Annotated in this window: 16 protein-coding genes; all 16 read right to left on the bottom strand. The window is 40.1% G+C overall.

Going from position 1 to position 21,128, the window contains the following annotated elements; all coding sequences use genetic code 11:
• Positions 1-20 precede the first annotated feature (20 nt).
• A complete protein-coding gene (locus G399_RS0110195; protein WP_006009447.1) occupies positions 21-1,388 on the bottom strand; it encodes a DUF1329 domain-containing protein in 1,368 nt (455 codons plus the stop codon).
• A 10-nt stretch (positions 1,389-1,398) separates the two neighbouring features.
• On the bottom strand, positions 1,399-3,480 hold the full coding sequence (locus G399_RS0110190; RefSeq protein WP_006009448.1) for a DUF1302 domain-containing protein: 2,082 nt from the start codon (positions 3,478-3,480) through the stop codon (positions 1,399-1,401).
• A 164-nt stretch (positions 3,481-3,644) separates the two neighbouring features.
• Positions 3,645-3,869 carry a DUF2835 family protein gene (locus tag G399_RS0110185; protein WP_026843635.1) on the bottom strand — a complete coding sequence of 75 codons (225 nt, stop codon included), beginning with the start codon at positions 3,867-3,869 and terminating at the stop codon, positions 3,645-3,647.
• Between the two features lie 43 nt (positions 3,870-3,912).
• Entirely contained in the window at positions 3,913-6,528 is a 2,616-nt protein-coding gene (gene pepN, locus G399_RS0110180; RefSeq protein WP_006009450.1) for an aminopeptidase N, read from the bottom strand.
• Positions 6,529-6,530: 2 nt separating this feature from the next.
• Positions 6,531-8,048, bottom strand: a complete 1,518-nt coding sequence (locus G399_RS0110175) for a Na+/H+ antiporter NhaC family protein (protein WP_006009451.1) — start codon at positions 8,046-8,048, stop codon at positions 6,531-6,533.
• Between the two features lie 9 nt (positions 8,049-8,057).
• On the bottom strand, positions 8,058-9,401 hold the full coding sequence (locus tag G399_RS0110170) for a sodium-dependent transporter (protein WP_006009452.1): 1,344 nt from the start codon (positions 9,399-9,401) through the stop codon (positions 8,058-8,060).
• 97 nt (positions 9,402-9,498) lie between these two features.
• A complete protein-coding gene (gene prc, locus G399_RS0110165) occupies positions 9,499-11,562 on the bottom strand; it encodes a carboxy terminal-processing peptidase (protein WP_006009453.1) in 2,064 nt (687 codons plus the stop codon).
• Positions 11,563-11,604: 42 nt separating this feature from the next.
• The gene (gene proQ, locus G399_RS0110160) at positions 11,605-12,249 is read right to left on the bottom strand and encodes an RNA chaperone ProQ (protein WP_006009454.1); all 645 of its coding nucleotides are present in this window, start codon (positions 12,247-12,249) and stop codon (positions 11,605-11,607) included.
• Positions 12,249-12,557 (bottom strand): hypothetical protein, encoded by a 309-nt coding sequence (locus tag G399_RS0110155; RefSeq protein WP_006009455.1) that lies wholly within the window; start codon positions 12,555-12,557, stop codon positions 12,249-12,251. Before G399_RS0110155 ends, proQ begins: the two co-directional genes overlap by 1 nt.
• The gene (locus tag G399_RS0110150; protein WP_006009457.1) at positions 12,554-13,033 is read right to left on the bottom strand and encodes a GAF domain-containing protein; all 480 of its coding nucleotides are present in this window, start codon (positions 13,031-13,033) and stop codon (positions 12,554-12,556) included. Before G399_RS0110150 ends, G399_RS0110155 begins: the two co-directional genes overlap by 4 nt.
• Positions 13,034-13,281: 248 nt before the next feature.
• A complete protein-coding gene (locus G399_RS0110145) occupies positions 13,282-14,511 on the bottom strand; it encodes a nucleoside recognition domain-containing protein (protein ID WP_006009458.1) in 1,230 nt (409 codons plus the stop codon).
• Positions 14,512-15,185: 674 nt separating this feature from the next.
• Positions 15,186-15,710, bottom strand: a complete 525-nt coding sequence (locus tag G399_RS0110140) for a gamma carbonic anhydrase family protein (protein ID WP_006009460.1) — start codon at positions 15,708-15,710, stop codon at positions 15,186-15,188.
• A gap of 19 nt (positions 15,711-15,729) precedes the next feature.
• Positions 15,730-16,584 carry an acyl-CoA thioesterase gene (locus tag G399_RS0110135; protein WP_006009461.1) on the bottom strand — a complete coding sequence of 285 codons (855 nt, stop codon included), beginning with the start codon at positions 16,582-16,584 and terminating at the stop codon, positions 15,730-15,732.
• A 34-nt stretch (positions 16,585-16,618) separates the two neighbouring features.
• A complete protein-coding gene (locus tag G399_RS0110130) occupies positions 16,619-18,451 on the bottom strand; it encodes a protein kinase domain-containing protein (protein ID WP_006009462.1) in 1,833 nt (610 codons plus the stop codon).
• Complete coding sequence (locus G399_RS0110125; RefSeq protein ID WP_006009463.1) at positions 18,451-19,362, bottom strand: 23S rRNA (adenine(2030)-N(6))-methyltransferase RlmJ; 912 nt, start codon at positions 19,360-19,362, stop codon at positions 18,451-18,453. The genes G399_RS0110130 and G399_RS0110125 overlap by 1 nt, the downstream gene beginning before the upstream one ends.
• A 99-nt stretch (positions 19,363-19,461) precedes the next feature.
• Positions 19,462-21,123: a dihydrolipoyllysine-residue acetyltransferase gene (locus G399_RS0110120; RefSeq protein WP_006009464.1), complete on the bottom strand. Its 1,662-nt coding sequence runs from the start codon at positions 21,121-21,123 to the stop codon at positions 19,462-19,464.
• Positions 21,124-21,128 lie beyond the last annotated feature (5 nt).

Here is a 21,128-nt window from a genome sequence, read left to right as displayed (position 1 = left end):
GCCAACCGTCTGTTTTTGTTTTATCTCTTGCCTTCTCGCCTTAGAGCTTGTGGCGTAAATGCGCGATCGTCTGGTTTGATACTGAAGTCATACATTTGTTCTTCATTATCCAAACCGATCGCCAAATAACGACGAGAATTTAAATCATGATATACATCTAATGTAGACCAGTGAGTTGGCACCTCGTAGTAGTTTACACCATGAGCAATAGCGACACGATATAATTCACCACGGTTATCATACATATCAGCAACTTGAATTTGCCAGCTGTCTTCATCTAAATAGAAAGTACGCTTCTGATAAACGTGTCGATACTCTTCCTTTAATGTCGCTTCAACTACCCAAACGCGGTGTTTTTCAAAACGAGTTAAATCAGGATTAACATGGCCTGGCTTTAGAATATCCTCATACGAAACCGCATCACTATGCAATGCATAGTTATTATAAGCGACATATAGTTCTTTCTTACCTTTTAATTCCCAATTGTAACGATTTGGTGAACCGTTATACATATCGAAATCATCTGTCGTTCTTAAGCCATCTGCTGCTGTACCTGGTGCATCGTATGCTATGTTTGGTGCACGACGAACACGACGCTGTCCGGTGTTATAAGTCCATGCTTGACGTGGCTCTTTCACCTGGTCAACAGTTTCGTGAACTAGTAATGCGGTACCAGCAAGTCTAGCTGGGCTCGTTACGCTCTGCTTAAATTTAAATAGAATATTCTCTTCACTCAACGACTCTGGTGTTGTGCCTTTTTCGGAGTATTTGATCATTAATTGCTCATCAAAACCGATAACATTAAAAGCACCACTAGCGGTTACTGCAGCTTGTCCGCCATTTCGTTGAACCGCTTCACCGCGATATCTCAATGTATGGTTCCAGATTGCTTCCAAACCATTCTTAGGAATAGGAAAAGGAACACCCACTGCAGCTCCCTTTATACCATTACCACCATCAAGTAATTCTGCTCGAATCGCATTTGCTTTAGTTGCATCGTAAACACTTTGAGGATTACTTGCTGAGCGACGAGTCTGATAAACTGGCATCTTGTAAGTATCAGGGTAAGTTTCGAACAACCTTTGCTGACCGTCACTTAGAAATTCTGCATATTCTTTATAGTTTTGGGCTGTGATAGTAAATAACACTTTGTCGCTAGCAAAAGGGTCGATATGAAAACTACCCGGCGTGTAGCCCTCTGGTAATTCGGTAATACCACCCGTCCAAGCAGGAATCGAACCGTCAGCATTACCCGCTCTTTCTCCACCCAGTGGCGTTAATTCATTGCCTAGCTTGTCAGCTTCAGCCTGAGATACTTTTGCTAAAACTACTTGACTAGAAAGGACTAAAGCAAGTCCTGCCGTTATTAAACCTAGTTTTTTAATCATTACTACGTCCTTAAATTGCGTATTTAATATTGAAAGATACGAAGTCTCTGTCTGAAAGCACGTTTGTTGTGCCTATTCCACCCCAAAAAGTACTGTACGAGGCTGTAGCAGACCACTTACTTAAATAATCAAACGTAAACCCTATGTTTGCTGATTTTCTGTCTTCCAAAAATAAAAATAATGGATCCGGCGTTGTACCATTTACGTCATGCGAGAATGTCGCTCTTGTACGTAAATTAATACCCGCAAAAATATTATTATAATCAGCTACTGCTAATAAACGATATCCCCACGCACCCGAAGAGGCGAATGGATTTGTTTCTGGTCCATCAGACAAACCTGTATGTAATCCGGCTCTGTCGCTTATAATATTGCCAGCACCGTCCAACACAGGTTCTAAAGAAGCTGTTCTAGCTGTGCCCGGAGCGTTTAGTCTTATAATGCTAGGGTCTGGGAAGTCCAGCACTTTCACGTAACCCGCTTCACCCAACAGTATTAAGTTATCGGTACCAAACTTTGGACCAAAAATATGTGATGCAGTCATTTGTGCTTGCCAAGTATCTGACAATAAGAAACCTGCTGCAGTTTCACCTGGACCTACGTTTCTGCCTATATTGTTTAACTGAGAAATACCCGCAAGATCTGGCCTTAAACCTGCATTTGCTAACTGTTCAGGCATACCAGTGTAAAGCAATTCAACATCATCAATTTGTAAAGGCTCATCAACGCGGTAAGCGAACTCACCGGCGAATGCAGTTTCACCAACAGTAGTGTTAAAACTAACACCATATAATTTAATGTCTTCAGGATAATCAAAACGTGCTTTTGTAAATGCATTTAAATCAGTCAGATTATCTCGTGTTAAACCGCCCGGAGACGCCAGTAATGCTAGATCAGCAGCAATTGCCTCTGGTCTAAAATCAGACGTCACACCCGCTACTAGTGGGCGTTGGCTGTGATAATTAATATGATAAAAACTAAATTCAGTTTCGTTTAAGTCACTTGCGAACCACGAGACTTTAACGCCATATTGGCCTTGATCGTCGGCATCATTATGCGCCGCATCACCTTGGTCTCTGACTGCAACCTTCGTAGGATACGCAAGGTAAGCTGCACCGATTGCGGCTGGGTTTGCACCCGATTGAAGCGCCGAACCTAATAGATTTAACTGTTCAATTAAGGTCTCAGCGTCGATATCGGGGTTACCTGTGAAACCTAACTGAATGTTATTAAATGAACCGCCCTCACCCGCAAAATCGTTAGCAGCAAAGTAACTGCCAGCAACGGGGAGTAATGAACGTTCCCATTCATATTGATAATACGCTGACAGGCTTACTGTATCAGTCAAACCAACTGAACCAAATAACATGCCCACCGGGATGAATACTTCTTTCAGCTCAGCACCGGGTGCACGGGCACGAGTTACATCAACTGGGTTAGTCGTATTGATGCCATGTTGAATAAAAGTACTTTCACCCCAGCTTACGACTTGGTCACCAAGACGTAAAGAAACCGGCATTTCACCGACATAGAAGTCAGCATATACAAATGCGTCTAATAATCTAAAATCTTTACACAATTGGTCAGATGCTTCCTTATCTCTGCACGGATCAGCAACGTTGCCTGATATAGGATTCGAGTATGCGCGATCATTATCTGAATTTTCAAAATCATAGAAATAGTAGCCACGAGCGAAAAAACCAAAATCGCCATAAGCGACTTCTAATTCGTGTAGACCTACAAATTGAGTTGAAAAAGCGTCGCCTTCATCGTAAGACAGGTCACCAAGGTCACCGTTTGATGAATAAGCTCCATCAGTCAATGCCCAAACGTCTGCCGAAGGATAAATAACATTTGTTGCCGCATTATAACCAGTCCAGTTGAGACTTGGTTGGTTACTGTGGCCAATAAGGTTGAAGTCACGTTCTTCGGTTCTTATGCTGGTAGCAAGTGTGAAATTTGAATCGAACGTTACTGATAAATCACCAAAATCCCAATTGGCAGCATTAGCGCCTTGAGATGTTGCAGCTAACAGCGCAGCAACACCCATGGCAATTGAAGACTTTTTAAATATGCGAGGCTTGTTTGTCATGTTCTTACATTCTCCGGAACTATCGCTTAATGCGATACTTTTCTAGTAATACGTAAACTATTAACAAAATCATTACATCATTTTAAGTCAATCGCAAGAACAAATCGTACCAGTTGACAAAATTTGCAATAAAAGCACTTAAAAACAACAATTATGTTACATTTTTAACCACTCACTCTTTCAAATGATTGAATTTTATTCTCCTTGTTTATGGTTAAACAAAAACTACCATTTATACCAGTTGGCTCAATAAATGGCCGCAAACTAATTGAAGGGAGCCGCACCCTTTCTCCTGTAGTTGCGGTAACAATCACTGTTGTTACCGTTGTTAAATACAAACTTTCGCATTCCAAATACGACAGCTTAATTGTAAACAAATAGCGTTTCATTGCGTTTACATCACTCTTTCAAAAATAAAACTTAAGAACTCTACTAGTGAGCTAAACTTTTACTTACTTTTTCATATAAATCTTTACTTAAATTAGGGCGACTAAGCAATCTTTTTAATTGCATGGTCATCAAGTCTTGATGCATCTTCGCAAACTTTTTGTATTGTATAAGCGGGGTAACTAGTCTTGCTGCAATTTGCGGATTTAGTACATCAAGCTCAATCAAATAATCAGTTAAGAATTGATATCCGCTGCCATCCAGCGCATGAAAACCCTCGGTATTGTAAACCGCAAAACTACCGACTAGCGATCTGACTTTATTTGGGTTTTTAATATTGAATTGTCGATGACTTGCTAGTAGCGTTAATTTAGCAAGGATATCACTGCTGTTCGTGGTTGCATGCAGAGCGAACCATTTATCCATGACCACTGCGTTGTCAGCGTACTCTTGTTCAAAATCTACCATCAATTTCTCAAATAACTCAACTGAGTATATTTGAGCCGCTTTCAATGTATTTAGTTTATCAGTCATGTTGTCTGCAGTAGCAAACTGCTGTGCTAATTGGTCCTTGACATCAACACTCTTTGAATAGCTCAGTAACTGCAAAACAGCACTTCTTAAGCGCCTTTCATTTACTTGCATTTTTGTATATTCATATTTTTGTTGCTCAATGTTAGCAACAATACCTTTTAAAAATCCATGCAAATTTTGCTGTAAATAGTTAAGAAAGTGAGAACGAGCAACAGAAAGTTTAAGCGGCTCTGTTTGTTCAATGCCCTGGGTTAATGTTTCTATGCTAGGTATTGTTAGCATCTCATTTAATAGCTCGAAGTTATCATGAGCTTGCTGTAATGCGGTTTCAAGCTTACGCCATATCTGCGCTGAAACCTCAGTATCTTTATCGTCATACAGCTGACGTATTAGCGCCGAATAAAAGGCTTGGCTTGCATCCCATTTTGAATAATCACTTGAAGCATGCGTCATGATCAGCAATAAGTCATCCAATGAATAGGGATAATCAAGCATAACTGGTGAAGAAAAATCGCTTAATAACACAGGTACGAAATCTTGACTGCTTACCGCTAGTGTTGCACTTGCCGAGTCCAGTACAAATGTATCGTTGCTTAATTTGAGGTCAATCTTGCTTCCAGACCTATGCAGGCATTCCATTTTTATTGGCAGGTAAACTGCTTGTTTGTCTGCCTGATCGGTTGTCGGTAGAGTTCGCTGAGTAAACGTTAACTTATCTGCGCCATTTTCCGATGTTTTTTGCACCTTAACTCTTGGTGTACCTGACTGTGAGTACCATAACTTAAAGTGGTCAAGATTAACCTCATTTGCATCTTGCATCGCATTCACGAAATCATCGCAAGTTACTGCTTGTCCATCATGTCGTTCAAAATACAAATCCATGCCACGTCTAAAACCGTCAGTAGTCAGCAGCGTATGCAGCATTCTTATTACTTCAGCGCCTTTGTTATAAACAGTTACTGTATAGAAGTTATTCATCTGTATAACTTCATCTGGTCTGATAGGATGGCTCATAGGGCTAGCATCTTCAGCAAATTGATTTTCTCGCATCACCTTTACTTGACTAATACGAGTCGCTAAGTAGCTAAACATATCGGCAGAAAACTGTTGGTCCCTAAAAACAGTTAAGCCTTCTTTTAAACTTAACTGAAACCAGTCTCTACAGGTTACTCTATTTCCTGTCCAATTATGAAAGTACTCGTGTCCAATGATCGATTCAATATTAAAGAAATCGTTATCTGTTGCAATGCTAGGATCGGCTAATACGAATTTACTATTAAAAACATTTAAGCCCTTATTTTCCATTGCGCCCATGTTGAAGAAATCGACAGCCACGACCATAAAAATATCAAGATCGTATTCCAGTCCATAAACATCCTCATCCCACTTCATCGCCTTTTTCAAAGACGCTAATGCATGATGACCTTGAGATTTTTTGCCTTTATCCACAAACAACTCTAGTTTCACCTTACGACCAGACATTGTTGTAAATGAATCACTTAGCTTGTCAAAATCGCCTGCAACTAGTGCAAACAAATAACAAGGCTTTTTAAATGGGTCATGCCATTTAACTAACTTTTTCTCATCACTTAAATCATACTCTTCAAGTAAATTCCCATTTGAAAGAACGTGAGGAAATGCGCTTTTGTCAGCTATAATCGTCACCGTATAAATAGACAACACATCTGGGCGGTCTAAAAAGTAAGTGATTTTGCGAAAACCTTCAGCTTCACATTGTGTGCAATAGGCCGCGTTCGATAGATACAGCCCTTCCAATGTTGCATTATTACTTGGATCAATACTATTTTTGACAACCAATGTAAAATGGGTGAGGTTTGCGAGCTCAGCCTGCGCAATAGTGAGCTTTCCATCTTCAATATGATAGTGAGTGAATGCATTACCATTGAGCGTAATGCTTATCAGCTTTATATTCTCACCATCTAAAATTAGGTCTCGTGCAGCTGGTTTGTGCTGATCAGTGTCGATAGGAATAGACGCAGTTTCAAATTGCAAAGTTGAAGTGATAATAGTTTCAGTTGGATCAAGTTCTATAACCAAATCTACTTCATTGATGAGATAACTAGGCGCTTGATAATCCAAGCGCTTTTTAACGATTATTTGAGACAAATTTAGGTTCCTTGATTTACCACCTTAACTTGCGGTGGTGTTAAACGTAGTATTTTAATTCCTAGATAGGCGTAAATTATAGCCAAAACAGGATTAATGAGATTGAAAAATGCATACACAAAATAGTCATAAACCGACACGCCTAGTACGCCTGACATATAGGCTCCACAAGTATTCCAAGGGATAAGCGGCGAGGTTAACGTACCACCATCTTCTAAGCTTCTAGATAAATTAAGCTGGTCTAAACCGCGCTTTTCAAATTCTTCTTTGTACATCCGACCAGGCATCACAATACTAATATACTGGTCTGCAGTAATTATGTTAGTACCAATACACGTTAGGATCGTTCTACTAATCATGGCACCCGCGGTTTCAGCGCCTTTTAATAAAGTAGCAACAACCGCTTTTAGCAGCCCTACTTTTTCCAATACCGCACCAAAACTCATAGCACAAATAATTAACCATACGGTATTGAGCATACTGGCCATTCCGCCGCGACTTAGTAGCTTATCCAATCCTTCGTCGCCGGTATTAAAACTGACTCCATCAAATAATGCAGTCCAAGTCACCATAATATGTTTCACCCATTCAGGAATTTCTTTGAATAACCAATGAATAGCATCTGGTGCAGTAACCTTGATATTGTCGGCAAATGAAGAAACCAAGTCATCTTGAAATAACAAGGCCCATACAGCACCCAATAAGGCGCCAATAGCTATGGCGGGGAAAGCTGGCATCTTTTTAATTGCTAGGGTTAACAGCACAACTAAGGGGATCAGAAGGTGTACGCCAAGTTCAAACTGACTTGCTATTGTTTCTTGCATTTTTACAATACTACCGCTTACCTGACTGGTGTCTTCGGTTAATCCAAGAATAACGAACAGAACTAGCGTAATAAGAAAACTAGGAATGGTTGTCCATAACATATATTTAATGTGTTCAAATAAATCGGTCCCAGCAATGGCAGGCGCCAAGTTTGTAGTTTCAGATAACGGCGACAGTTTGTCTCCAAAATAAGCGCCTGACACAACCGCACCAGCGGTAATAGCTAATGACATTTGCATACCGGTGGCGACACCAATTAATGCAACACCGACGGTTGCAGCGGTTGTCCATGAACTACCAATACTCATGGCGACTACCGCACAAATAATGGAAGCAGCAGCGTAAAAAAAAGTCGGATTGAGTAAGTTTAATCCGTAGTAAATAAGAGTGGGAACAGTGCCAGCTAACATCCATGTACCGATTAACGAACCGACTACAAATAAAATCATGCAGGCACCCAATGACATTGAGATACCTTTAACTAATCCTTCTTCAATTGATTTCCAGCGATGGCCGTTTTTTATACCAACGAGAGCGGCAACTCCCATCGCTAGCAACAAGGCTATTTGATTAGGTCCATAAGATGAATCCTCACCGTACAAAAAAACCGCACTGCCCATAAAGAAAATCAGAAGTATAATAGGAATAAGCGCATCAGTAAGCGTCGGTTCTTTTATTCGTGCTTGATTAGTCATTCAATTTCCTTACGCAGTCAATGAGCGATAAAACATAAATGCAATGACAACAGGACATACGAATTTTATATACCACGGCCAAATTCTCCAGAATAAGCTTTGTTCAGCGCTACCCTGCCCATGTTTTAATTCTGTCAGTATTTCATTTCTATTCCAAACCCAACCGGCGAATAGACATAGAACAAAACCAAGTAATGGTTGACTATATTGGGTAGTTAGCGAAATCACTAAACCAAACAAGGCATCAAAATTAAGAATGATAAAACCAGATATGACTAACACAACCGCACTCAGTAAAGCTGAGGCCTTTTGTCTTTTAATACCCTTATTATCAACTAAGTATGCTACCGGTACTTCCAACATAGAAATTGACGAAGTCAAGGCTGCAATCACCATTAATGCGAAAAATGCAGTCGCAACGACCCAACCAACGACATCAATTGTGGCGAATAGAGCAGGTAAAACATTAAATATTAGACTGTCGCCTTGAATAAGCGCGCCTGAATCAGTGAATATCTGAACGCCATTGTTTGCAGCCACATACATTGCAGGAATAATTAGCATACCGGCAAATACAGCCACGCCGATATCAACCAAGGCTACAGACGCACCTAACTTAGGCAAATTCTCATTTTGTTGAATATACGAGCCATATACCAACATCGTGCCAACACCAAGAGACATAGAAAAGAATGCTTGCCCCATTGCGTCGATTAACAATCCAGAATCTAATAGGCGGCTAAAATCTGGCACTAAGTAAGCTTTCCAACCTTCTATAGCACCTTCCTGAAAACTAACATAAACGATTAAAATGATAATAATGGCAAACAATGTAGGCATCAGCCTAACAGACCACCGTTCGATACCGTTACTTACTCCGCCACTAACAACAAAACCGGTTAAAAACAGAAACAAAGCCATAAATATCGCGTTTCTAGACACTGAAAATTGTGTTAACCACGGAATGCTTAGTCCAAGCATATTGCTTGCTGCATCAACAAAGAAGGCAATCATCCAGCCCGCGACAATACTATAAAAAGCAAGAATAAATACAACGGTTAAAAGGCCTATAGACCCAGTTACTATGCCTGCAACCCTAGCCTTCGGGTTTTTAGAGAGGGAACCCAGAGCGTCAATCATATTGGCTCGCTTTGCACGACCAATGATGAGTTCTGCCATAAGTACTGGGTAAGCTAATAAAAATGCCATTACCAGATACATTAAAACGAAAGCAGCACCGCCGTTTTCAGCAACTTTTGTTGGGAAACCCCAAATGTTACCTAAACCCACAGCAGAACCTGCCGCAGCCAACACGAAACCCATTCGCGAAGAAAACTCACCGCGTGCACTCATAATTACCCCATTATATTTTTTTTATTAGTGGTATATGTTTAAGCAAATAAAGGCAGCTTTATCGCTGCCTTTTATTCTATTGATTTTTAAGTTAAATCTATTTTTTTAAGTTTAGTGCGTAACTTCCAGAACTGACCATATCAAAAGTAATATTCGCAGCTTCGTCTAAAAATGGGTCTATTTTATCTAGGGATTCAGGTAAATCATCTTCCAAAGACACAACCTTCTCTAATCCCATTCTTTGCAGACGCTCATTAATCCTACTCAGCTGTTTGTCTTCATTTTCTTTTTTGGTTTTCAGTCTTTCAGACTCAACTAAGCTGATGTAATCCTTATCTTTGTTTTTATTATATTCCTCAATATCGCTAAAAATATAGGCAAACTCAGGATCCTTCATCACCCGCTCATTATGCTTGGCAGCTAATTCATCAATTACGCCTTCATAACGGCCTAACTGAGCGTAGTTTGCTTTCTGAATACTGTCATATGGAAGCGCGTTTTCTTCTTTGCTCTCGCCCCATTCTGCTGGATCAACTGGTGATGGTAAAAGAATGTCTGGCAACACACCTTTATGTTGGGTACTGCCACCGCTGATGCGGTAAAACTTAGCTATCGTAAATTGCACAGCACCTAGCTTTTTATCTAGGTCATATATACGACTTAATCCTCTATGTTGCTGAACTGTCCCTTTACCAAACGTTTGTTCACCAATAATGATGGCACGGTTATAATCTTGCATTGCTGCAGCAAAAATTTCACTTGCTGATGCACTGTAGCGATCGACCATTACTGTTAGTGGCCCGCTGTAATGCACAACACCATCAGTATCGCGGTCAACGCTAATACGACCATTTTCATAGCGAACCTGAACAACAGGTCCTTTATCAATAAATAACCCACTTAATAATACTGACTCTGGTAGTGAACCACCACCGTTGCCACGAAGATCAACAATAACGCCTTCAACGTTTTCTTCTTTGAGCTTGTCTAACTCTTTCAAAACATCGACATGCAAATTATGGTAGAAGCTCGGAATATTAATAATGCCTAGCTTTTGGCCTTTATGAGGACCTGAATCTGGAATATATACCTCAGATTTAGCCGCTCTGTCTTCAAGCTTTACCTTATCGCGCGTAATTTGTATCTCAGCAATTTTCTTACTCTCACTGCTTCCTTTCAGCACTTGAAGTTTAACTATGCTGCCTTTGGGACCCTTTATTAATTCAACGACTTCGTCTAAGCGCCAGCCGACAACATCAACAAACTCCTCTCCTTCTTGGGCGACTGCAATTATTTTATCTTCAGGTTTTATTTTGGCAGACTTATCCGCAGGACCCCCAGCCACGAGACTTACAATTACAGTGTGGTCGTCTTCGCTGCGCAACACAGCACCAATTCCTTCTAACGAAAGGTTCATTTCCATTTGGAAACGTTCAGTGTTGCGAGGTGAAAGATAGCTAGTATGTGCTTCAATGCTGCGTGCAAATGAATTCATAACAGTTTGAAAAACATCTTCACTGTTGGTCTGACTCAATCGTTTAATGGCACGTTGATAACGCTTGGTAAGAATATCTTGCGTCTCTTCCCATGTTTTATCGGCCATTTTTAAATTCAATGCATCGTACTTAACACGCTGACGCCAAACTTCGTCTAAATCAGCCGTTGTCTCAGCCCACGCTGCTTTCTCTCTATCGTAGTAGTACTTGTCGTTTTCGACTTCATAGTCAAATGGTTTATCAAGCAAAGTTAACGCATAATTAAAGCGTTCCGCTCTGCGCTTTAAATTAACCATATAAATATCGTAGGCAATGTCTAATTGACCCTGACGGATAGCATCGTCAAATGAATCTTTCGACTTTTCAAAATTCGCAATATCGGAGGCTAAGAAAAAATTTCTATTAACATCCATTGAGCGTAAATAACGATCAAATACTTTTTCTGATAACTCGTCATCTATTTTGATTTTTTTGTAATGTGAGCGCGTGAAGTGGTCGGTAATACGTTTCGCAGCTTTGCTATGTTGGGATTCTTGCGCCAGCTCAGGAATGGAATCAACAGTTTCTGCCGTCGGTCCCGCAATGCTAACGCCAACAACCAATGCACTCGCGACAGAAATCCATATCAATTGTTTTTTAAAAGATTTACCCAAATTTAACTGCATATTACCTACCTTTCTATTTTTGCTTGACGTTATATATTTACTTTATATAGTAAGGCGCAACTGCGCCCGTTGAACTTTGACCGTCATGCCCGAATTTAGTTGCACTTGAATGCCGTCCTTTGCAACCTCAGTGATTGTTGCAGGCATGGGAGAGCTACCTACCTTGACTGAAACTTGTACACCGACTTTCATGTCATCGTCCACTAACTCGCGAACTTTTACTTTTGGTGCTGCCTGTTTTGCTTTACGTTCTGGCGGCTTTTTTACCGACACGTCTGCCTTACCAGGTATATTGACTCTACTTTTAGGTGATTTTTTATCTTGAGTTTGTTTCTTCAGCTCTTGACGTTTTTCGGCCGCTTTCGCTTTACTCTCTTTTAATTGAGTAGCAGCGTGATCAGCATGCTCTTTTTCGACTTCATCACCGTCTACCCCGTCGAGATCAATGCGATGCGCACCTTCTTTAACAGACGCAAGATACTTCCAACTACTGGTGTAATGTCTTAATGACATTCTCAACAGCCGTTTACTTAATCTGGCATCATTCTCTAAGCGTTGAGACAAATCGTGAAAAATGCCAATTTTAAGCGGTTTAGCTTCAGATTGAAGCGAAAAGCACTTCGGAAATTCGGTAGCAAGAAAGGCTAAGACTTCTTTACTATTTGCTAACTTTTGTTGTTCGTCCATTAATTTATTTCGTCATTTGTGTTGTTTATGCTTTCTTCGGAATCATCCCAAGTTGAGAGCAGATGATCCACCCAATCAACCAAGTCGTCAACCTCAATCTCTAATAAATAGCTCTCGAGGTGCCAATGTTCCCATGTTTTTTCAATTATTCTATGAATTGTTTCAACTTCTTCATCTTCACTTATATGGTCAAAGACTAAATGCAGGATAGTGTTTAGTTTCTCTGATGCCTCATACGGATCGTCATGCACGTCCTCCATATCATCAGGCGTACTCAATAATACATGTATATCAACGAAATCCTTCACTGTACTGTTTCCAAAGAAGTTAATGTTTCCTGTAAAGTAATTACCAAGGTCTCTAATCCCTGGCGGTCGTCATCATCAAAGCGTGCTGTTACTGGGCTGTCGATATCCAAAACGCCTATTAACTGTTGATTAAATACAATTGGTATCACTATTTCGGAATTAGACGCAACATCACAAGCTATATGACCCGCAAATTCATGCACGTCCTTAACAATAACGGTTTGTCGTGTTGCAGCTGATGTGCCGCATACGCCCTTCCCCATGGGTATTCGAATGCAAGCAGGTTGCCCCTGAAACGGCCCGAGCACCAGCTGATCTTGTTTAAATAAGTAAAAACCGGCCCAGTTAATTTGTTCTAAATTGTTAAACAAAAGCGCCGAAATATTTGCCATGTTAGCTATCATGTCAGACTCATCAGATATTAACGCCTGAACTTGCGCATTGATTAATTTGTATTGCTTATTTTTGTTGCTCATTGTTACCAGGAATCGCTCAATTAAAAGTTTTTAAATTACATTCTAAGATAATAACACTCAGTGAAAGCTCATTAGAAGGGCTTTCACCTTATTTACACATTTAAAGTTTACTAAATTGTTTCTGCATGTGTCGACAGTAAGCTATCTCCTAACAAAAAAACACCTGTAAGGACCAAGTTAGCGTATTAGAAAGGTGTTATTTGCAAGTTTAAAGCTGTATACGCGCAAAAATGAAAAAAGCCCCAGAATTAACCAAAAAACCAATAACTCACACAAATAGCAGCAAAAATACCGGCAAAGTCTGCGGCTAAACAACACCCAACGGCATAGCGGCTGTGTTTAATACCAACAGCACCTAGGTACACAGCCAGTACATAAAACGTAGTTTCGGTAGAACCCTGCATCACCGACGCAAGTCGACCTGCAAAAGAATCAGCACCATGGTGTTGCATGGTTTCTATCATTAATGCTCGAGCTCCACTGCCACTGAGCGGTTTCATTAGCGCGTTAGGAATGGCATCAACAAAGCGAGTGTCCATACCAATACTGCCAAATACATAGGAAAACCCATTCATGACCAATTCTAGTAAGCCACTAGCTCTTAACATGCCAATGGCAAAAAGCATTGCTAACAGGAATGGAATAATGGTGATCGCAACTTCAAAGCCCTGCTTTGCCCCATCTACAAATTGCTCATAAGTATTTTGTTTTTTTCTCCATCCCTGCACTAATACAACGACAATAAATAATAGCAATAGAAAGTTGGCAATTAATGATGATTGGGCCGCGAGTTGATCAGTAGCCAACTTAGAAAAATAAAGAATGACAGCGGTAAGCAAACTAAAAACACCGACCAAATAAGTCATTACAACCCGATTAAACAAGTTAACTTTTTGTATTGCACAAGTGACAAATAACCCAAATAAAGTGGATGCACTGGTGGCTAATAAAATAGGAATGAATACGTCCGTTGGCTGCGCAGCGCCCTGTTCGGCTCGATATAGAAAAACAGCAATTGGAAATAAAGTAACCGATGAGGTGTTTAAAACTAAAAATAAAATCTGAGAATTAGTCAGTGTATCTTTTACTGGTGATAGTGTTTGCATGTCTTGCATCGCCTTTATGCCAAACGGCGTTGCTGCATTATCCAACCCCAGTACGTTGGCAGACATGTTCATGGTAATACTTCCCAGTGCTGGATGGCCGCGAGGAATATCTGGCATAATGCGGCATAACAAAGGTTCAAGTATTTTGGAAAATTTAGCAATTAAACCAGCGTTCTCTGCAACTTTAAATATACCGAGCCAAAACGCCAATAAGCCTACCAAACCCAACGCAATATCAACGCTGGTTTTCGCCATTGAAGTCACCGCATTCATGACTTCTTCAAAACCACCTAAGTCGCCTGTAACGGCAACTTTCCAACAAGTAGCAACAAATGCACTGACAATAAAAAACAACCAAATTCTGTGGAGCATTGTTACCCTATATTCTTATGAGCTAACGCTTATTAGCATTATTTATTAGGCTTTTTTGATAGCTTGTTTTGCGATATGCGCTAGTAGATGTGCGCTATTAATTAACGACATCAATCTATTTTCACAATCTATATTGTTAAAATTAACACAATACAACAGCAAACTCAGTGATTTTTAAGCTCAGCCCATTAAATTTCCACATAATTGATTGATCCAAGGTCTATCTGTGGTTAAACCTGTGGATAACTTGTGTATTTATTGAGTGTGAGCTGTGTAAAAATTTAAAACTAAGTCATTGACTTTAAAAATTTTTAGGTGTTTATATTTTTTTGTGTTATGTTGTTTATACAATATGTGGGTCAGTCGACGTCGAGATAGTTTATATTTTAAGCAAATTTGATTTACTATTAACGTCCATCAAATGTGTAATAATCATCTCCCTGATGCGGACATTGTACTATATATTAAGTGTATATTTAGAACCTTAAACACGGTATCGGCAGTAAAAGTTAGCGCAAGGCTCAGAAATGGGCCATTCCCCTAAGCCTGGAACGATGTTCCGGGCCTTTTTATTTCTGGGGATTAATAATGTGTAATTTTCGCTCGTTATAACATTGTTGAGTTGCCCTGATATCATGCAACCATGCCATGCTTATAAATACACACGCGGTAGATTACAGCGGTTGCTCTTTTAATTCATTTTTAAAATATTCAGCATTTTTCTGATAATGTTTTGCCGACTTTTCGAGCATCTCGGCTTGTCCTGTTTTAATCGTTTTTACTACTTTACCCGGCGATCCCATTACCACCGAATAATCGGGAATTTCCATGCCCTCAGTGACTAGCGCGTTTGCACCGATAACACAGTGATGCCCTATTTTAGCCCCGTTTAAAACAACTGCATTTATACCAATCAAGGAATAATCGCCAACCTCACAACCATGCAGCATTACCTTGTGGCCAATGGTTACCCCTCTGCCAATACGCATTGGAAAACCATAGTCAGTATGTAAAATCGCACCGTCTTGAATATTGCTGCCTTCGCCTACTTCTATTCGATCACAATCACCACGCAATACTGCATTAAACCAAACACTTGCGTTATCATGCAATGTCACTTTACCCATAACATGCGCACCTGGGGCCACATAAGTATTGCGCCCTAATGTCACTTTGTCTGAACCTATCTGATATATCATGTGTTTTTCCTTATTAACCCTAAACTTGGCGCATTAGCCCTTCTTGAACTGTCGTCGCAACAAGCGTCCCCTGTTTATCAAAGACTTTACCCTGCACTAATCCACGACCAGTTCCACTAAAAGGACTTTCCATTTCATACAATAACCAATCATCAAATTTAAATGGCTTATGAAACCATATTGCATGATCAATTGTGGCTAATCTAAGTGATTTATCATGCACTGCCAAACCATGCGGTTGTAAAGATGTACTTAAAAAGTGATAGTCCGACGCATAGGCTAGTGACGCTTGATGCACTTGCAGAGGGCCATCCAGTTTATCCCTTCCCTTTAACCATATTGATCGCTTTGGTTCGCGTTTTTCAGCAGTATAAGAATTGGCTGAATCGACAGTACGAATGTCGACCGGCCGGTGATAACTCAACGATTCCTTTATCCTTTCTGATAATTGGTCATATTTGTCCTCGTAAAAACGAATATCTGGAGTCACCTCCTCCGGAGGTGGTACTTTTGGTATCTCAGCATACTGATGACTCAACCCTGGCTCAGGAGTTTGAAACGACGCGGTCATCACAAATATAGTACGCCCATTTTGAATCGCCTTTACCCGTCTTGATGAAAAACTGCGGCCATCACGCACATTTTCTATGTCATAAATGACTGGTTTTTGAGCATCGCCGGGTAATAAAAAATATGAATGTAGAGAATGAATGATACGTCCCTCTTCAACTGTTTTATAGGCTGCAGCAATAGATTGACCTAAAACTTGCCCACCAAACAACGCTCTAAAACCTAAGTCCCAACTTTGACCCCGATATAAACCTTGTTCTATTTTTTCCATCGCGAACAACGACTCTAATCTAACATCTAACAATGTAACCTCACTTTGACAAGTAGTTAATTCACTACTAAGTACTTATTTGCTTAGGGTTTCTTGGGTAAAACTTTTGTGTCATTTTTACCTGATGCTTAAAAAATCGTGTGTCTTTATAGGGTAACTTCATGAAGCCTGAAATACCTAAACCATTAATTTTTGGAATTAAATCAATAATTTCTTTTAGTAGGCTTTTAAACTCGAGCTCCATCGAGTGATCGAGTAAGGTATAATAATTATGCACTTTCAAATGTTTCGGAAGTGCTTCAAAAATAATACACCCGGTGTGGTGAATTGCGTTCAAGCTTTTAATTTTTGACATTAATACTTCTGGCAATTTCAACAACTCATCAGGATCCTCTCCATCTTCAAAATAAGAATGCATACGACTTTCATTTTCTGCTAACGAGGTTTTACTCAATTCATATGGTATCTGCATTTTTGGGTGTGGTATAAAAGGTTTCTTTTCAGTCACTCGTTCAACATGCAATGTGTTTTTTGCATTAAACATACAACTTTTAAAAACGCCTTTTCGGACAATAGAACGCGCTAAATTAATCACATTATCGACGCTTCGATCAAATGATAATTGTAAGCTAGGATTGTATAAGTTTAGACTAGAATCAACAAAAATACCTTCGTCCTCCCATCTAATTGCTAACCCGCCGACAACAGGATATTTCCCTAAGCGGCTTACCGCTGCAATAAATCCTTTTTCTGTTTCACCCATTCCTTGCAAGTAATTTTTGTAATAACGCTCAAACTGAGCATCGTCAATATAATTTAATTCGGCTATATCAATACCTTCTTGCTGTCTTAAATATGACTTCCTTGAACTATACACAACCGTTTCTATGTCTTTTATTTCATGATGCCCCCAAGTTGGTACTAAGCAAACTTGATCTTGGTAGCGGTCTTCAGCAAATACAAAGTGACGAAATCTAGAGTATTGTTGTAACAAATAATCGCCACCCGAGTGACGTTCAATAGGGTCATTACTCATTAATGCTGCAAGTACCTTAGCAAATTCTAACGGTAAACCAAGCGAGTCAGGTGGAATAGCTTTTCTACCGTATCGCGAACCTTGACCTGACGCTAACGCATAAATTGTACTTGCTAAGCCTTGTTCATCAAAACGAGGACTTGATAACTTACCATCCAGTTGATCATCCCCAATAAAGTAAACATCACCGAGTCTTGCATTGGTTTGCTGTAAATCGGATGACATCAAGTCCATCACATTAGTGGTAATCGTCTGTCCTGATGGATCGATTTGCGCAAACACGCATGAACCCCAGTCAATTAGACTGACTTGTTCTGCTTGCTCATCCCAAACTAAATTGGAGGGTTTGATATCGCCATGAACGACAGGACGAAACACGCCATTTTGCTGAAACTCTCTTAAGAAGTGCAAAATTTCACAAATTTGTACAGTTATTTTAAGGACAATCCTCGGTGGTAAGGGGCCGACACGCAATGAATATTTTTCTAAATCAATTCCCAGAGCGCGGTCCATGACTAAAATTGATTGCCGCTTAATTTGCTGAAACTCAATCAACTTCGGTACATTACGATGCTCAACTAAGCCTTGCATAAAGGCTTCTTCTTCGAGTCTGTCTTGAATATGCTGTGGCAAGGTGATTCTGGAGAATTTAAACACCAATTCTCGGCCTTTCTTATCGGTACCTGCAAAAGCAAATCCAAATGCACCCTTACCAATCATTTCTATATCCGTATAACCTAATTTCTTAAGTTGTGAGATGCACAAACCAAACCAGTTTTTAAGCTTTTTTGCGTCTTTGTGCGATAGCAAATAAACTGATTGGTCATCAGGAATATAGAAATGTTTAAGCTGTGGCTGCTGCATTATTCAGTTTTTAACCATTCCACTTTTGATAGTTTATTGTTGTCACCTGGCATTTTTTTTTGCAACGTCACAAGAATTTCTTGCAAGTCATTATCTAAGTGCCAAGGTGGATTTAAAATACACATGCCAGAACCATACATACCTACTTTCTCTGAGGGCTGTAGTGAACAAAATTGTACATTTAGCACCGACTTTACGTTAATTCCGGAGAATTGAGATAACATTTTTTCACTTAACGCTGATTTAGGATTATTAACAATCTTCTTAGTTTCTCTATCCTCTCTAGTATTAGAAAGTAACGGGTACCAAATCATATAAATACCAATCGGCCAGCGCTTTACAGCTTTGGTAACTGCATCAACAACCTGTTGATATTCACTCATCTGCTCATAAGGAGGGTCAATTAGCACTGCTCCTCTATTTGGCGTGGGTGGTAAAACTGCATTCAGTACTTCATAGCCATCTCGATGCTGCGCTTTAATAACCGTTCGGCGACAGCTTTGTTGCAGTGATTTAAATGCTTGTGGGTGTAGTTCAGCAGCAAAGGCGTTGTCTCCATTGCGCAGCAATGCAGAGGCTACCATGGGAGACCCCGGATACTGTTGGTCTCCAATGTATTGATCTACGATGTTTAAATAAGAATCAAACAGTGCATAATTACCTTTAACGCTATTATTTTCACCATTATCTAACTGACGATTAAGCTTTAGTTGCAAAATACCTGTTTTAGCTTCTGAATTTTGTAAAGCGTGTTCCGAGTTCAGGTTGTATATCCCGTCACCGGCATGTGTGTCCAAAAAAAAATACGGTTTTGTCTTTAAATTCAGACGTTCAAGCACTGCTACTAAAGTCAGATGCTTAAGCACATCTGCATGGTTTCCAGCATGAAACGAATGTTGATAACTGAGCACTACAACTCTCACTCTTAAAATAAAAAAGCCCGCTAATGCGGGCTAATATAACACTACGATACCTGTATATTACAATGATACACGCTAAGTTAAAAATGCTTACTTAAGATGAACCAACATTTTTTCAGGATGCTGTAAGTAACTCACCCATAGATTGTTAAAACGAACCATCGTTGCACCGTCAATAACGCGGTGATCGCCTGACCAATTTAGCATCATAATACTTTGCGCAATCACCTCACCATTGTCATTGAAACGAGGTAACTTCTGAGTTTTACCCAGTGCAACGATAGCAACTTCAGGTTTATTAATCACCGGCGTTGCGGTCGTTCCACCTAAAGCACCAATATTTGAGATACTGATTGTACCATTACTTAAGTCCGCATTTGACAACTTACCCTCGCGCGCAGCATTGATAATACGGTCACATTCTTGAGCAACTTCAAATAATGACAGATTTTGTACATTCTTTATATTGGCTACAAGTAGTCCAATTTTTGAGTCAATTGCCATACCAATATTATGCGATAACAAATAATGTAGCTCTGACTCGTCTTTGCTTAAACGCGAGTTAATTTCAGGAAACGACTTTAAAGCCAACGATAATGACTTGATGAAAAACGGCATGAAACTTAATTTAACACCCTGTTTTTGAAACTCAGGTTTTAACTGACTTCGCAACGCAATCAGATTATCCATAATCAATTCATCAGAAACCGTAAAGTGTGGAATTGTGCTCACACTCGCCATCATTTGTTTAGCCATCGCAGCTTTAATGCCCCGCATTGGTATTACCTTACTTACTTCTGACTGCGTGCCTGCATTACTAGAATCCGTTAGCTTATTGCCGTTGGCACTGGTAATTGTGGTATTTGCCTGATGCGTTGTAGTACCTTGATCCGCAATTTGTGGTATCCCATTTTGACTCTGCATGTGAGCCTCAATGTCCTGTTTCAATACACGCCCTTTTTTACCTGAGCCAGACACCAGAGCAATATTAATCTGATGCTCTCTTGCTATGCGCCTTACTGCAGGACTAGCCAATGCTTTAGCTCGATTATTTCGCACTGACTCAAGCTCGCTCTCTTCCACATTTTTGGCCGTAGCGGCTTGTATTTCTGTAGTAGGCGAGACTGTTAATTCGCTCGAAGACGCAGGCGCAACAAAATCATCCGATTGAATCAACTGATCAAATAACGGCGTATGTACTTGTGCAATATCTCCCTGTTGATAGTGCAGCTTCACCACTTTGCCTTGATATTTTGCTGGTATCTCAACAACGGCTTTATCGGTCATAACCTCAACAACAACCTGATCTTCTGTGACCAGGTCACCTTCTTGAATGCACCATTTTACAATTTCACATTCAACAATACCTTCGCCAATATCAGGTAAAATAAACGCTTCGATTTTTTCTGCGTTTACTTCTGCAACTGGCGCTGGAGGGGGTATTATCATCTGACTAGCAGGACTATCACTTAGTGAAGGAGTAAGCTCTTCAACTGACGTGTCATTGCTTGCCTCGTCATCGATATCCATCGCAAATAAAGGAGCATGTACTTTTGCGATGTCACCTTCCTTATAATGAAGTTTGCGCACAACGCCATTGTGCATCGCCGGGATCTGAACTGTTGCTTTGTCGGTCATGACTTCAGCAACAGGTTGGTCTTCAACAATGACATCACCTTCTTTTACTAGCCATTCAAGCAGCTCGCATTCAACAATACCTTCGCCTATATCAGGCAATATAAATTCGTTCATTATTG

The sequence above is a fragment of the Brumicola pallidula DSM 14239 = ACAM 615 genome, from assembly GCF_000428905.1.
GTDB classification, from domain to species: Bacteria; Pseudomonadota; Gammaproteobacteria; order Enterobacterales; family Alteromonadaceae; genus Glaciecola; species Glaciecola pallidula.
This window is presented reverse-complemented; position numbering and strand designations above follow the sequence as displayed.

Coding starts and splice junctions, on each gene's coding strand:
- G399_RS0110195 (WP_006009447.1), bottom strand. CDS start 1,388: ATGATTAAAAAACTAGGTTTAATAACGGCAGGACTTGCTTTAGTCCTT.
- G399_RS0110190 (WP_006009448.1), bottom strand. CDS start 3,480: ATGACAAACAAGCCTCGCATATTTAAAAAGTCTTCAATTGCCATGGGT.
- G399_RS0110185 (WP_026843635.1), bottom strand. CDS start 3,869: ATGAAACGCTATTTGTTTACAATTAAGCTGTCGTATTTGGAATGCGAA.
- G399_RS0110175 (WP_006009451.1), bottom strand. CDS start 8,048: ATGACTAATCAAGCACGAATAAAAGAACCGACGCTTACTGATGCGCTT.
- G399_RS0110170 (WP_006009452.1), bottom strand. CDS start 9,401: ATGAGTGCACGCGGTGAGTTTTCTTCGCGAATGGGTTTCGTGTTGGCT.
- prc (WP_006009453.1), bottom strand. CDS start 11,562: ATGCAGTTAAATTTGGGTAAATCTTTTAAAAAACAATTGATATGGATT.
- proQ (WP_006009454.1), bottom strand. CDS start 12,249: ATGGACGAACAACAAAAGTTAGCAAATAGTAAAGAAGTCTTAGCCTTT.
- G399_RS0110150 (WP_006009457.1), bottom strand. CDS start 13,033: ATGAGCAACAAAAATAAGCAATACAAATTAATCAATGCGCAAGTTCAG.
- G399_RS0110145 (WP_006009458.1), bottom strand. CDS start 14,511: ATGCTCCACAGAATTTGGTTGTTTTTTATTGTCAGTGCATTTGTTGCT.
- G399_RS0110140 (WP_006009460.1), bottom strand. CDS start 15,710: ATGATATATCAGATAGGTTCAGACAAAGTGACATTAGGGCGCAATACT.
- G399_RS0110130 (WP_006009462.1), bottom strand. CDS start 18,451: ATGCAGCAGCCACAGCTTAAACATTTCTATATTCCTGATGACCAATCA.
- G399_RS0110120 (WP_006009464.1), bottom strand. CDS start 21,123: ATGAACGAATTTATATTGCCTGATATAGGCGAAGGTATTGTTGAATGC.